General features: G+C 65.1%; 14 protein-coding genes. 2 read left to right on the forward strand and 12 right to left on the reverse strand.

Translation table 11 applies throughout. The features are described from left to right. The first annotated feature begins 112 nt into the window (after positions 1-112). On the forward strand, positions 113-1,888 hold the full coding sequence (locus tag QO033_RS16945; protein WP_284482165.1) for an SLC13 family permease: 1,776 nt from the start codon (positions 113-115) through the stop codon (positions 1,886-1,888). 415 nt (positions 1,889-2,303) lie between these two features. Here QO033_RS16945 and QO033_RS16950 read toward each other — a convergent pair whose 3' ends face one another. From QO033_RS16950 to QO033_RS16975, 6 genes are all read right to left on the reverse strand, one after another. Beyond that, on the reverse strand, positions 2,304-3,023 hold the full coding sequence (locus tag QO033_RS16950) for a sulfate/molybdate ABC transporter ATP-binding protein (protein ID WP_080457367.1): 720 nt from the start codon (positions 3,021-3,023) through the stop codon (positions 2,304-2,306). A gap of 15 nt (positions 3,024-3,038) precedes the next feature. Then, positions 3,039-3,902, reverse strand: a complete 864-nt coding sequence (cysW, locus tag QO033_RS16955) for a sulfate ABC transporter permease subunit CysW (protein WP_284482166.1) — start codon at positions 3,900-3,902, stop codon at positions 3,039-3,041. After that, positions 3,895-4,128, reverse strand: coding sequence for a hypothetical protein (locus QO033_RS16960; protein ID WP_284482167.1), 234 nt, complete (start codon positions 4,126-4,128; stop codon positions 3,895-3,897). Before QO033_RS16960 ends, cysW begins: the two co-directional genes overlap by 8 nt. Position 4,129: 1 nt before the next feature. Continuing rightward, positions 4,130-4,969 carry a sulfate ABC transporter permease subunit CysT gene (gene cysT / locus QO033_RS16965; protein WP_284482168.1) on the reverse strand — a complete coding sequence of 280 codons (840 nt, stop codon included), beginning with the start codon at positions 4,967-4,969 and terminating at the stop codon, positions 4,130-4,132. A gap of 3 nt (positions 4,970-4,972) precedes the next feature. Beyond that, positions 4,973-5,935: a sulfate ABC transporter substrate-binding protein gene (locus QO033_RS16970; protein ID WP_284482169.1), complete on the reverse strand. Its 963-nt coding sequence runs from the start codon at positions 5,933-5,935 to the stop codon at positions 4,973-4,975. Positions 5,936-6,175: 240 nt separating this feature from the next. After that, on the reverse strand, positions 6,176-6,643 hold the full coding sequence (locus QO033_RS16975) for an RrF2 family transcriptional regulator (RefSeq protein ID WP_284482170.1): 468 nt from the start codon (positions 6,641-6,643) through the stop codon (positions 6,176-6,178). 173 nt (positions 6,644-6,816) lie between these two features. Here QO033_RS16975 and QO033_RS16980 point away from each other — a divergent pair, with 173 nt between their 5' ends. Then, positions 6,817-7,296, forward strand: a complete 480-nt coding sequence (locus tag QO033_RS16980) for an Lrp/AsnC family transcriptional regulator (RefSeq protein ID WP_284482171.1) — start codon at positions 6,817-6,819, stop codon at positions 7,294-7,296. A gap of 75 nt (positions 7,297-7,371) precedes the next feature. Here the strand turns inward: QO033_RS16980 and QO033_RS16985 are convergent, their stop codons facing one another. Genes QO033_RS16985 through QO033_RS17010 form a run of 6 tightly spaced genes read right to left on the reverse strand, consistent with a single transcriptional unit; the run spans position 7,372 to position 14,040 of the window. Further along, positions 7,372-8,073 carry a VIT1/CCC1 transporter family protein gene (locus QO033_RS16985; RefSeq protein WP_080457360.1) on the reverse strand — a complete coding sequence of 234 codons (702 nt, stop codon included), beginning with the start codon at positions 8,071-8,073 and terminating at the stop codon, positions 7,372-7,374. Further along, positions 8,070-9,977: a heavy metal translocating P-type ATPase gene (locus QO033_RS16990; RefSeq protein ID WP_284482172.1), complete on the reverse strand. Its 1,908-nt coding sequence runs from the start codon at positions 9,975-9,977 to the stop codon at positions 8,070-8,072. The genes QO033_RS16985 and QO033_RS16990 overlap by 4 nt, the downstream gene beginning before the upstream one ends. A 5-nt stretch (positions 9,978-9,982) precedes the next feature. Beyond that, positions 9,983-10,963: an FAD:protein FMN transferase gene (locus QO033_RS16995; protein WP_164687373.1), complete on the reverse strand. Its 981-nt coding sequence runs from the start codon at positions 10,961-10,963 to the stop codon at positions 9,983-9,985. Further along, positions 10,944-13,151: a PepSY domain-containing protein gene (locus QO033_RS17000; RefSeq protein ID WP_164687372.1), complete on the reverse strand. Its 2,208-nt coding sequence runs from the start codon at positions 13,149-13,151 to the stop codon at positions 10,944-10,946. Before QO033_RS17000 ends, QO033_RS16995 begins: the two co-directional genes overlap by 20 nt. 11 nt (positions 13,152-13,162) lie before the next feature. After that, complete coding sequence (locus QO033_RS17005) at positions 13,163-13,633, reverse strand: DUF2271 domain-containing protein (protein ID WP_284482173.1); 471 nt, start codon at positions 13,631-13,633, stop codon at positions 13,163-13,165. 35 nt (positions 13,634-13,668) lie between these two features. Further along, on the reverse strand, positions 13,669-14,040 hold the full coding sequence (locus tag QO033_RS17010; RefSeq protein WP_284482174.1) for a hypothetical protein: 372 nt from the start codon (positions 14,038-14,040) through the stop codon (positions 13,669-13,671). Positions 14,041-14,135: the final 95 nt, after the last annotated feature.

A 14,135-nucleotide genomic window follows, 5' to 3' on the forward strand; every position in this document is an offset into this window, starting at 1 on the left:
ATCTGCCGCGTCCCGTCGGTTTCGGGCCATCCGGACAGATTGCGATTGAAAACACGAGTAGCTTTATCGTTTATTGTGGGAAAGTGCCACTGCCTTGAGAGAGTACCCGCCCATGAGTCTCGACCAGATCTTCGTTCTCGCGCTTGTGGGCGTTGTCTTCCTGAGCTTCATCCGGGAGATTTACCCGCCCGAGGTGACCGCGCTTGCGGCTTCGGCGGCGCTTCTCGCGACGGGGATTATAGAAACGCGGGACTTCTTGTCGGTGTTCAGCTCGTCGGCGCCTATCACCATCGCGATGATGTTCATCATCTCGGCGGCGCTGGAGCGGACGGGTGTGCTGACGATCATCGGCGACGTTCTGAAACAACAGGCGCGCGGCTCGTTCCTGCGGGCAATGCTGCTGATGATGGTCGGCACGATGGGCGCTTCCGCCTTCATGAACAACACGCCCGTGGTGATCCTCCTGACGCCGATCATGATCTCGGTCGCGGCTTCGGTGGGCGTGGCACCCTCACGCATGTTGATCCCTTTGTCTTTTGCCGCAATCTTTGGCGGCACGCTGACGCTGGTCGGCACCTCTACCAACATCCTGATGAGCGGCGTGGCGCAGGAGGCCGGACAACCCCCCATCACTATGTTCGAGATGACGCTGCCCGGGCTGATCCTGGCGGCCGTGGGCATGGCGTACATGATGTTCGCCGGACGCTACCTGTTGCCCGACCGTGCCTCTCTGTCGAGCCTTCTCGGACAGGAGGGCAAGCGTCGGTTCCTTGCGCGCCTTCTTATTCCGAACGGGTCCAGATACGTCGGTAAGCAGCTTGCCGATCTACCCTTCAACACCACCGAGACGCGCATCCTCGACGTGGTCCGCGGCGAGGTGTCGATGCGCCGCACGATGAACGATCTGGTCCTTGAAGCCGGAGATCGGCTGGTCCTCAAGACCGGCACGGGTGAGATACTCGGGCTAAAGGAAGACGGGCAGATCGCATTTCGGGATCGCGAAGATCACGATGTCGAGCCGGTGACCGCCGACCAGACCATAACGATGGAGGCCAGTGTCGGACCGAAATCGCACCTGCGCGGGCGGCCGATCAAGGACCTTAAGCTGCGTCGGAAGTACGGCGTCTACCTCATGGCCGTACATCGACAGGAACAGAACATCAGCCAGGAATTGCAGGACCTGCGCCTGCAGTTCGCTGACACGTTGCTGCTCGAGGGCCCACCCGAGGGACTTCAACGGATGATGGAGGATGGCGGTATCGTCAACCTGTCGACCCCGACCGAACGCCCGCAGCGTCGCGCCAAGGCACCCATCGCCATCGCCACGATCTTCGGTGTGATGGGGCTGGCCGCGCTGAACGTCATGCCCATCGCGGGCCTCGCGGTAATCGGAGCTGTCGTGGTGATGATGACCCGTTGCGTCGACCCCGAGGAGGCGTTCGACGCTATTGACTGGCGCATCCTGTTCCTGATCTTCGGGATGCTTGGTCTGTCCCTTGGCATGGAGGAAACTGGCACCGCCCGCGTGATTGTCGAGGCGGTGGTGGGGGCCGTGGGCGGGATCGGGCCAATTGCTATCCTCGCCGCCGTCTACGTTCTGACCAGCGCGCTGACCGAGATGGTCTCGAACAACGCGGTCGCGGTGCTGATCGGGCCAATCGTCATCGCGCTGGCCATCGAACTGGGTTTCGACCCACGCCCCTTCATCATGGCGGTGATGTTCGCCGCATCGGCGAGCTTCGCCACGCCCATCGGCTACCAGACCAACACCTTCGTTTACGGCGCGGGCGGCTACAAGTTCACTGACTTCATCAAGGTGGGCCTGCCGCTTAACGTCATCTTTGCCGTGGTCGCGGTGCTTATCATTCCGATCTTCTTCCCGTTCTGAAACACTTCATCATGACATTCGCGCCGATATCGGCGCGATCCTCTCGACGAGGCGACGCTCCGCGCGCTCGAGCCAGTAGTGTTGCCCCGAACCTTTGATCCATTCAGGGGCCACCGGGAGGCGAGCGCGGCCGGCAAGATCGACGAGGACTGCTTCGTACTCCATAGATGACAGACCGCAATCGCGATGCGGCAGAACGAGGATCCGAGGCGCCGTGTCGGGCGAGAGACGATTGCGCCACATGATGAAGTATCGGGGGCCCGCAAGCCGGACATACCACCCAAGTGCTTGGGCATTGCGGACCCACCCCTCTGGAAGGAACGGCTGAGCCCGCCGGGTCGGCACCGTTGTTGTGATACGGGAGAGAGCCCGGATCACCCACTCCCACTGCATCCCATCGCCGACCATGGCGAGCTCACGCTGCGGTGAACGACCGCACGAAGTCGGTGGCGGGCTTCGCACGGATCTCGGCAGGTTTGCCGACCTGCTCGATACGGCCCATCGACATGACAACAACGAGGTCGGCCAGTTCCATCGCCTCCTCTTGGTCATGCGTCACGAAGACAGTCGTAAGGCCCGTGCGGTCGTGAATCTCGCGCAGGCCCTGGCGCAGTTCCTTACGGACCTTCGCGTCAAGCGCGCCGAAGGGTTCATCAAGCAGAAGCATCCGAGGTTCGATGGCCAACGCGCGGGCCAGGGCCACCCGCTGCCTCTGACCGCCCGAGAGCTGGTTGGGATAGCGGGTGCCGATGTCGGGGAGTTGGATCAGGTCCAGCAGCTTGTTGACCCGGCGGCCGATTTCCGCCTCCGCCGGGCGTTCGTGCCGTTTGCGGGCCCGCAGTCCGTAGGCAATGTTCTCGAACACGGTCATGTGCTTGAAGAGCGCATAGGACTGAAAGACAAAGCCCGCTCGACGTTCCTGCACCGACAGCCCGGTCGCATCCTGCCCGCCGAAGAGCACCCGGCCCGAGGTCGGGAATTCGAGGCCCCCGAGGATTCGCAACAGCGTGGTCTTTCCCGACCCCGACGGCCCCAGCAGCGCCACCAGGGCACCCGAGGGGATCGACAACGACACCGGATGCAGCGCCCGCGTGGTGCCGAATTCCTTGGCCAGTTCCTCAATCTCGATGTTCATGGATTTGGTCCTTTCTCAATGACGTCGCGTGGCTGCCAGCAGGTCCGCATGGCGCCATTCGAGCAGGGATTTCAGCAGGAGGGTCAGAAGCGCCAGCATCGCCAGCACGGCGGCCAGCGTGAAGGCCGCGACCGAGAGGTACTCGTTGTAGAACATCTCGACCATCGTCGGCATCGTCGCCGTTTCGCCCCGGATCTTGCCCGAGACGACGGCGACCGCACCGAATTCGCCCATGGCCCGCGCGTTGCACAGCAGCACACCATAAAGCAGCGCCCAGCGGATATTGGGCAGCGTCACCGTGAAGAAGGTGCGCCAGCCCGACGCACCCAGCGTCAGCGCCGCCTCTTCCTCGGCCCGGCCCTGTTCGATCATCACCGGGATCAGTTCGCGTGCGACGAAGGGGAAGGTCACGAAAAGCGTGGCCAGCACGATGCCCGGAAAGGCAAAGACGATGGGCATGCCGTTCGCGATGAGCCAGCCGCCCAGCGTGGAATTCGCACCGAAAAGCAGGACCAGCATCAGGCCCGCCACGACCGGCGAGACCGAGAATGGCAAGTCGATCAGCGTGATCAGAAAGGCCTTGCCCCGGAAGTCGAACTTGGTGATCGCCCAGGCGGCCGCGATGCCGAAGACGGCGTTGATCGGCACGGCGATTGCCGCGATGGTCAGCGTCATGCGGATCGCGGCCTGTGCATCGGGCAGGCGCAGCGCGTCGACCGTCGCCCCCCAGCCTTGCCGGAGCGCCTCCACGAAGACGGTGACAAGAGGCGCGAAGAGGAAGAGCGCCACGAAAACGAGCGAGAGGCCGATCAGCAGGCTGCGGATCAGCACCGGCTCGGTGGTGACGGGCACGGGGGGTGTCAGAGCGATGTCAGACATGGCTCGCCCCCCTGTTCGGTCGCGGCGCCAGATACGGCAGCAAGGCGAAGATCAGCGCCAACACGGGCCCGCCGACAAACCACAGGACCAGGACGGACCAAAGAGGTTTGCCGGTCAGGATCGCGGCGCCGATCAGCGGCAGCGCCGACATCATGCCGAGCGCCACAGCGGCCATGCCCGAGCCCTCGGGCGCGTAATCATCGTGTCGGGGGCGGTTGATGTGCATGTCAGACAAGTCCGATCCTCCGTCTGCTCCAGGTCTGGATGGCGTTGATGGCAAGCAGCATCGCGAAGGAGATGATCAGCATCGCGATGCCGATCGCGGCGGCGGCGTCGTAATTGTACTCTTCAAGCCGGATCACGATCAGCAGCGGCGCAATCTCGGTCAGGTTCGGGATGTTGCCCGCGATGAAGATGACCGAGCCGTATTCACCGACCGACCGCGCCAGCGCGAGCGCGAAGCCGGTCAGCAGAGCGGGCGTCAGCGTGGGCAGGATCACCCGGCGCAGCGTGTAGGCGCGGCGGGCGCCGAGCGTGGCGGAAACCTCCTCGAGATCCGCCTCCAGCTCCTCGATGACCGGCTGGACGGTGCGCACAACAAAGGGCAGCCCGATGAAGACAAGGGCGACCCAGATGCCCACCTCGGTGTAGGCGACCTGGAGGCCGAGCGGCGCCAGCGCCTGCCCGAAGACGCCGTTCGGGGCGTAAAGCGCGGTCAGCGCGATACCCGCCACTGCCGTGGGCAGCGCGAAAGGCAGGTCCACCGCCGCATCGATGAAGCGGCGGCCCCAGAAACGATAGCGCACCAGCACCCAGGCCAGCATGAGCCCGAAGACGAGGTTGAACAGCGACGCAATCAGCGCCGCACGGAAGGAAAGCGACAGCGCGGACCAGATCCGGCGCGAATTCAGCATCTCCCACAGATCGGCCGGGCCGATCATCAGACCGCGGCCCAGAAGCGCCCCGATGGGAAGAAGGACCACGATGGATAGCACCGTCATCATGATCCCGAAGCTCAGCCCAAACCCCGGAAGGGGTGAGGGCGAGCGGAGAATACCCGCCCTCATGTCTTACTCCTCGTAGATCTGATCGAAGATTCGGCCTTCGCCGAAATACTCGGGCTGCACCACGGGCCAGCCGCCGAAATCCGCGATGGTGACCAGCTCAACCTCGGGAAACCGCGCAGCGTCCTCGGGGGCGGCCTGCGACGTGTCCCAGGCGCGGTAGTAGTGGCTAAGCGCCAGCGCCTGCGCCTCGGGGCTGTAGAGATGCTGGAGATAGGCCTCGGCTGCCGCCCGCTGCGCGTCGGAGGTGATGTTGCCATCCACCAGCGTCACCGGCGGCTCGGCCAGGATCGAGACCGAAGGCACGACGATGTCGAAGGCATCCTCGCCCAGTTCCGCCAACGCGAGGAAGGCCTCGTTCTCCCAAGCCAGCAGCACGTCGCCGATGCCCCGCTGGGTGAATGTCGTGGTCGACCCGCGCGCCCCGGTGTCCAGCACCGGCACGTTCCGATACATTGCGCCGACGAACTCGGCCGGATCCAGGTCGTTCCGCTCGGCATAGGCCCAGGCTGCAAGGAAATTCCAGCGCGCGCCGCCGCTCGTCTTGGGGTTCGGGGTTATGACCTGCACGCCATCGGCGACGAGGTCGTCCCAATCCTCGATGCCGCGCGGATTGCCTTCGCGCACCAGGAACACGATGGTCGAGGTGTAGGGTGAGGAGTTGTGCGGCAGCCGCGACTGCCAGTCGGCCGGGAAAAGACCCGTGCGTTCCGAAATCGCGTCGATATCCGCTGACAAGGCCAACGTCACGACGGTCGCCTCCAGCCCGTCGATCACGGCACGCGCCTGTGCGCCTGCCCCGCCATGGGATTGCCGGATGGTAACCGGCGCGTTGCCCTGCGCGGTCCACCACGCGTTGAAGAGCTCGTTATATTCCCGGTAGAACTCGCGGGTCGGGTCGTAGGAGACGTTCAGGATCTCGATACTATCTTGCGCTGCCGCGGGGGTCGTGCCGCCAAAGGCAAGCACAAGACCCGTCAATCCTGCCAGCAGACCGCCGCGCAGATGACCGCCGGTCAGGGCCTTGCGGAACGCAGAGTGAAAACTGACCGTCTCGCTCGACCTTGGGGTCGCGACTGGATGCCCCGACAGGCGCGCATGGCCTGCCTCGAACACGCCACCAGCGCCGCCTGACACCTAAATAACGACAGACTTAATCGTGATTAGCAAAGGAAGAATCACGCTCTTTTTGGTCGTGATTTTAGAAGATCATTCTCCGGCAGCGGGTTCCGGCAAGCCGAAGCTTTCCAAGGGCCTCGCATCCTTCTGGAGATCTGCGACCGTGAGCGATTCGATCATCAGGATGTAGGTGGCGTAGAAGCCTCCGAAGACAGCGCGCACCCGGCAGGTCTGTTCGTCGGTGCAATCCTCGCAGCGCTGGTAAGCTTTGCGCGACAGGCAAGGCAGCGGCGCCATCGGGCCGTCGATCAGGCGCAGCACTTCGGCCAGCGAGACGCGTCTGGCTTCCTTGATCATCTCGTATCCGCCCTTGCGACCCCGGCGGCTCCCGATCAGCCCGGCGCGCTTGAGATCGAGCAAGATGTGCTCGAGGAACCGTTTCGGCGCGCCGGAGCGTTCTGCGATCTCTTCGATGCGCAGGGCTGTGCCTTCACCAGCCTTTTCATCGGCGAGCACCATGAGGGCTTTGAGCGCGTACTTGGTCTTGTGGGTGATCATCGGTCCTAAGTGGCTCTCAAAACTGCGACTAACAAGATCAACATTATCAGGTTTTGTGCACAAAGCGAGGGCGAACACATAAACACGATAAAGATGATCGACATTTAAGAGAATTGTGGCATCCTTGCCCCGACTCGAAGGTGACAGCCTGTAACGGCCAGAGAGGAGGCGCGATGACATTCGACCGGATCGATCTGAAGATTCTCGACATCCTGCAGCGGGATGCGACCGTTCCGGTCGCCCGCATCGCCGACAAGGTGGGTCTGTCGCAGACGCCCTGCTGGAAGCGCATCCAGAAGCATGAAGAGGCTGGTGTCATCCGCGCCCGCGTGGCCTTGCTGAACCCTGACGCGCTTGGGCTTTCGTTGACAGCCTTCGTGATGGTCGAAGCCATCGATCATACGGCAGAATGGCGCACAGAGTTCCTTACCGTCACTGAGACGCTCGAGCCGGTTCGCGACATCTATCGTCTCGCCGGAACCCATGACTTCATGCTGCGAGTGGTCGTGCCCGACATGCCGGCATTTGACGCATTCTACGACACCCTGACATCAAGCATCAGGTTGCGGAGCGTGAGTTCGGTTTTCGCCCTCGAACAGGTGAAAGCCTGCACGGCGCTGCCATTGTCGGGGCTGTTTCCAAGTCCGAACTAGGCTCAGTTACTTCGTGGGCCTTTTTGCACACAAGGAGAGTCGTGGCCTCGCAACACGTTCACACCCGATTGTCTTCTAGCCTACGGCGACCCCAAAGAGCGCACCGACCCCGGCTGTCGCCGCCATTGCAAGCGCTCCCCATAGCGTGACCCGCGCGGCCCCACGGACGACGCCTGCGCCGCCGGCCGAAGCGCCCAATCCGCCAAGAACCGCAAGGCCGAGGATCGTCGATCCAGCCACCAGGGGAGCGATCTGCGCCTCCGAGACCAGCAGCACGACGATCAGGGGTAGCACCGCCCCAGCTGCGAAGGTCAGTGCGGACACCAGAGCCGCCTGGATAGGGCGGGCCGTCACGGTTTCCGAAATGCCGAGCTCATCGCGCGCATGCGATCCGAGCGCGTCGCGTTCAGTCAGTTGCACGGCCACCTTTTCAGCCAGGTCGCGGTCCAGCCCCCTTTCAACATAAATCCGGGTTAGTTCCTCGAGCTCGGCCTCGGGCGTTTCCTCGAGTTCACGGCTCTCTCGGGCGAGGTCCGCCTGTTCGGCGTCAGTTTGCGAGCTGACCGAGACATACTCCCCCGCCGCCATGGACATCGCGCCAGCCATAAGCCCGGCCAGCCCGGCGATCATGACCTCGGGCTTGCCGGAGCCCGCTGCGGCGACGCCGACGACGAGGCTCGCGGTCGAGACAAGACCGTCATTGGCGCCAAGAACGGCGGCCCGCAGCCAGCCGATGCGATGCACCATATGGATTTCAGAATGTGATAGACGGCTCATGGCGTGGCTCCTTGAACGATGTCAGCTTGCTCTGACATGATGGCCTGCGGTTTGCCCGTAGCTGGCTCATGGGGAGCGATACGCAGGGCGCGGAGGGCATTCAGGATCACGGCAACGTCGATCACTTCTTGCAGGAGCGCACCCTGGACCGGGGTGAGGTAACCGAAAGCGGCCGCGATCATGCCCATGACAGACAGGCCGATCCCGGCGACAACGCTTTCGACCGCGATCCGGCGTGAGGCGCGCGCGATCTCGATGCCGGGTCCCAGCCGGTCGATCCGGTCGACGAGCAGGACCACGTCGGCGGCCTCGGCCGAGGCCGCGGCGCCCCGTGCCCCCATTGCCACGCCCACATCGGCCGCGGCCAGGGCGGGCGCGTCGTTTACGCCGTCACCCACCATCATCACCGGCCCGTGTTTACGCTCGGAGAGCACCAGCAACACCTTTTGATCCGGCGTCAGACCGGCCCGCAGCCCGTCGAGGCCCAGCCCCTCGGTCACGCGCTCGGCGACGTCTGCGCGGTCGCCAGTGGCTAGCAGGATGCGCGAGATCCCTTGGCGGCGCAGACCGTCCAGCATGGCACCCGCTCCCTCGCGCAGCGGGTCGGACATGACGAGGTGCCCGGCCATGTGACCGTCAACTGCCACTGCGACAAGGACCGATCCGGCGCCCTTGGCGGGGTGATCGCCCCCAGGTCGCCCGACCCGGGACGCCACGAAGCCGTCGCCGCCGACGATCACCTCGCGGCCCTCCACACGCCCCAAGACCCCTTCGCCCGGGATCTCAGCCACCTCTGTCGGAACAGTCAGCGTGAAGCCCTGTGCCTTGGCGGCGGCGACGATGGCCTGCGCCACGGGGTGTTTCGATGCCTGATCGAGCGCGGCGGCAAGGCGGAGGATGTCGTCCTCGGTCATGCCATCGTGGCTGTCGATCGAGATGATCTGCGGACGGCCATCCGTCAGCGTCCCCGTTTTGTCGAGGATCAGCGTACGGATGCGCGCCATTGTCTCGAGCGGCCCTGCGCCCTTGATCAGCACGCCAAAATGCGCCGCGCGCGACAGACCCGCGACCAGTGCGACCGGCACGGCAAGGATCAGCGGACAGGGCGTGGCGACCACCAGCACGGCGACCGCGCGGATCGGATCGCCTGTGAACCACCAGGCCGCGAAGGCGATACTGACGGTGACGACCAGAAAGCCCAGCGACCAGCGGTCGGCCAGCCGCGACATCGGCGCTTTGGACGCCTGCGCTTCCTCGACTAGACGGACGATCCCGGCATAAGTGCTGTCCTTGGCCTCGCGCGTCGCCGTCAGGTCGAAGGCCTCGCCCGCGTTGGTCGAGCCGCTCATCGCGTCGGCCCCGCGCGCCAGCCGGACTGGCAGGGACTCGCCGGTCAGCGCCGCGGTGTCGAGGAAGGCGGTGTCGGACGCCACCGTACCGTCCACGGGAACGACATCGCCCTGCCGGATCAGCAGGCGATCGCCCGGTACGATCTCTTCGAGAGGCACATCCTCAAGACCGTCGTTCCGGTGCCGCGTCGCGGTCCGGGGTACGCGAGATAAAAGATCCTTCATCGAACGACGAGCACGGCCCTCAGCGAAGGCTTCGAGGAAGGTGCCTCCAGAATACATGACTGCGACGACAGCCGCAGCCAATGTCTCGCCGAAGACAAGCGCCGCCGACATTGACAGCGCGGCAACGATATCGAGGCCCACCTCGCCACGCCCAATGCTCCGGACGATTTCGACCACAAGCGCTGCGAGCGCGGGAACAACTCCTGCAATCCAGATCAGGTTCGCGATATCGCTCCGGCCCGCAAGGTAGAATGCGAGTCCCACGATCAGCCCGATTGAGGCCATCAGCAGGAGTGCGGTCTTGAAGCGATCGGTACGGGTCTGTTCCATGCGGTTCATCTTCCCCCGGCTGAGGCGATTGCCGCTGGTTCTTCGGAAAAAAGACGCCCGACTCCCACGCCCATTGCATTCCCTTCATCATCGCGCAGAAGAAACAGGGCGTCGAGTCCACGTTGTCTTGCGAGGTCCGCACCCTTCTCCGCACCGAGCACCATCAGCGCCGTAGCCCAGGCGTCGGCCTCGGCACAGGTGCGGGCCACGACGGTGACGGAGGCGGGCGACGCGATCAGCGGCGCGCCACGTCTCGGATCCATAGTATGCGACAGGCGTCGTCCCTGAACCTCGACGCAGTGGCGGTAGTCACCGGAGGTCGCGACGGCAGCGTCCTGAAGTGCCAGGATCGCATGCGGCGTCCGGCGATCAGGGTCCGGTGCTTCTACTGCGATGATCCACGCCTCGCCATCCTGCCGGACGCCCATTGCACGCATCTCACCATCGATGCCGACAAGGGCATTGCCAATTCCGTGTTCGCGCAGCGTCTCGGCCAGCCGGTCCACGCCATGACCCTTGGCGATGCCGTTCAGATCCAGCGCGACGGGCGCGGTCTTGCGCAGCTGCATCCCCTCGATCTCCAGCACCTCATGCGCCGGGCGGCGGGGCGCGGCCATGGCGGCGCGGATGCCCTCGGGGGCGGCGGGTTCGGGCCCAAAGCCCCAGGCCGTTACCGCGTCGCCCATGCCGATATCGAAGGCCCCGCCCGAGGCGCGCCCGATTTCAAGGCCAAGGCCCAGGACCGCGCACAGTTGTTCCGGCACCACCACCCAATCGCCCACCGGCGCCGCGTTGATCCGCATCAGGGCGCTGTCTGGTTTCCAGGTCGACATCTGTGAGTCCACCTCGTTCACAGCCGCCTGAAGCGCGGCGCGGATTGCGTCCGTGTCGCAGCCCGCCTCCGCGTAGAACAAGGCCGTCCAACGCGTGCCCATTGTCGGGCCATTCAGGGCGATGCGCGCACTTTCAGTAGACATCTTCGACATACCGCCCCTCCGCCTTCAGAACTGCGGGCGTCAGCCCGACGGGTGCGAGAATTTCGGTCAACGCATCGGTCACACCCATGGCCATGTCGCGCCCGCCGCAAACCATCACGCGCGCCCCATTCCGGATGAGGTCCGCTACTTGACCGGCCTCGCCGCGCAGGGCGTCCTGCACATAGCTGCGCCGCGCCCCTCGCGAGACGGCGGTGATGGCCCGTGTCAACCGCCCCTCAGCCTGCCAGTCGGGCATTTCTTCGCCATAGAAGAAATCGCTGTCGGCATGTCGCATACCGAAGAACAGGTGGATGGGCCGTTGCCGCGCATTGCCGCGAATGAAGCCCGCCAGCGGCCCGATGCCGGTGCCCGCCCCGATCAGGATCAGCGGCGTGCGACCGCGACCGGCGTGAAAACCGGGATTGCGCCGCAGGAAAGCCGTGACGGTATCGCCCGGCTCCAAAGCGGTTAGCTGGCCCGAGGCAAGACCACCCGGATGCTTGCGCACCACGATCTCGACGAACCCGTCGCGTCGGCCCGAGGCCAGCGAATAGAGGCGTGGCACGGCGCTGCCCTTCGGCAGGACACCGATCAGGTCGCCCGCCTGGAACCGCGCGAAACCCGCGCCCGTCAGCCGTTGCCACAGCGGCGTGCGCGGCAGGGCGAAGCGCAGGATCGCGGCCGCTGCCTGCGTCTCGGCCCCGTAGTTGCGCCGCGAGACGAGGGTCAATGTTTCAGTGCGCGGCAAGACGGGTTGGTGCGCAAGGTCAAGGGGTATGCCAAGCGCCTCGCCAAGCGCGCGGCCCCAGCGCGCGAAATCCTGTGGCGATTGGCGGTCGATCGTGTCCAGCGGCATGAGTTCGGCCCAACCCTTGGCCTGCGCCGCTGCCGTGACGGCCTTGGCAAAGGCGCAATAGGCCGGAAAGCTGCGGTCCCCGAAGCCGAGCACGGCCATCTGGATATCAGGCGCAGGGGCCGACGCGTTCATCCGGTCGAGGAACCCCTTGGCCGAGGCGGGCGCCGCACCATCGCCATAGGTCGCGGCGAGCACGATGATGCGCTCGGCACGGGCGTAGCGCTCTGGTGCGAAGCCCGACATCGGGCCAACATGGACGCTCCGCCCCGCTGCCGTCAGCGCGGCATGCAGGGTCGCGGCGAAGCCCCAGGTGCTGCCACCCTCGCTGCCGACAAGAAGGATCGTCTCGGCACGGCCTGCGGGCTGGTTGCCGCGGATGCGCGGCCGCCCGCGCCGCCCGGCAAGCCAGATCAGGACGCCGGTCACGCCCATCGCCGGTACTCCGAGCGCCATCATCCCGAGCACAAGGCCGAGCGTCGCCGCCCCCTGCCCCGTATGCAGCATGTAGATGGTTTCCGAGACGCGCTCCCACCCGGTCAAGTCGGCCCATGCCACGAGCGCGCCGGTTCCCTGGTCGAGATAGCCGGTGCCCCGGTCAGTCTTCAGCGTGAACACGTCCGTCGCGTCACCGGGATAGGGAAAGCTCAGCTCGCGCAGCTCGGCGACGGGCGTTTGCAGCAGCGTGGCCATCTGATCGAGAGGAAACCCCGTCTCTCCGCTTACCTCGGTCGGCATGGCCGGGATGGCACCTCCGTCCGGCAGAAGATCGAAGGTAGAGGCGGTCATCCAGAGGGCGGTGGTCGAGGACAGAACGAGGCCGATGACGGCGATCCGGGCGATCTCGACATGCAGCCTGCCCGCGAGCGGACCGCGCAAGGGCGCGAACCAGTTCCGCCATCCGCCCGCCCGCCGCGCGACCAGCACAGCACCCGAGAGCGAGAGGACCAGCATCGCTGCGGCCCCGGCGGCCATTGTGATGCGCCCGCCATCCCCGAGGAAGAGCGAGCGATGAAGGTTGGTCAGCCAACGAAGGGCCTGGTTCGGGTCGGCCGAGGCCACGCCCGCGCCCGTCGCCGGGTCGATCACGGCAGCACCCGGCGCGCCCTGATCGAACCAATAGGCGGTGATCCGACCGGAGGGCGACCGCCGGATCTGCTCGACGCCCGGATAGACGGCCTGAATGCCGTCCACGAGGGTGGCGACTGTCAGGCCAGTCTCCACCTGCGGCGCGGTGATGCGCTCAACTGCCGGAAAGACCGAGAGCGCAGCGCCGCTTAGGCTCAGGATAGTGACGAGCGCGAGGGCCAGAAGACCCGGCCAGCGATGGAGTGTACGGATCATGGCCCTGCCCCTCACATGTCGTAGGAGAAGTTGGCGATGTAGCGCCGCCCGGTCACCGGAGTGCCCGCGCCATCGGACGTAAGCGGCACCGCCACCTCGTTCGGGCTGTCGCGCATGTCCTCGACCGCCGCGTCGATGTGGAGCGTGTAGCCCGCATCGAACAGCGCATCGGCCAGATCAAGCGTGATCTCAAGACTGCGGCCCGCGCCGACGCTGGCCCCGGTAATGCCGTTGACCTGCGCAGTATCGCCGCCCGTGGCACGGTACCAGTCGCTCAGATGCTCGTAGTATTTGGACTTGTCGCCGGCCATCCAGAGACTGCCGACATAGGCGCCCGAGGCGTCGGTAACGTAAAGCGCGAGGTAGGCGCCGTCGCCGCCATAGTTGTTAAGGGTGGTAGTGAGCGTCACGGGCCGTGCCATAGCGAGGCCGGGAAGCGTGAGTGCGGTGGTCAGCGCGAGCGTTGCGAGAAGTGATTTCATGGGAATGATCCTTGTTCAGGGTGCTTCGGAGCTGTTCAGTTCACCTGAACCTGCGGAGGGGCGCCGTTTCCGAAGAGGCCGTTCTGCGGAGGAGCGACCGTTCCAGCGGGCGCGGGATTGCGGGCACCGCCCCGACAATCGTCGTCGTCATCATCGTCGTCGTCGCAGTCATCATCATCATCGTCATCGTCATCGTCGTGTCCGCGACGCGAACCGTCCCGCCAGCGGTCGTCGTCGTCATCGTCGCTTGCGAGAATGAGAGGCATATCTTGTGAGGCGTCGTCAAAGAGCGCGGCCACGGGCCGAAGCATGCTGTCGGCCGGGGCCTGCATCGCGCTCCAGGCAGGAACGCCGATGGCGGCGGTCAGCGCCGTTGTCGCTGCGAGAAGGGTCAGGGTCTTTTTCATGGCAAGGTCTCCTTTCGTCTGATGAGACCAATCTGGCGCGTCGACCTGAGGGCTTCCTGACGCCCCAGCGATTCCTGCTTCAGCTTGCCGTCAGG

This window comes from Pseudodonghicola flavimaris (assembly GCF_030164425.1).
GTDB lineage: Bacteria > Pseudomonadota > Alphaproteobacteria > Rhodobacterales > Rhodobacteraceae > Pseudodonghicola > Pseudodonghicola flavimaris.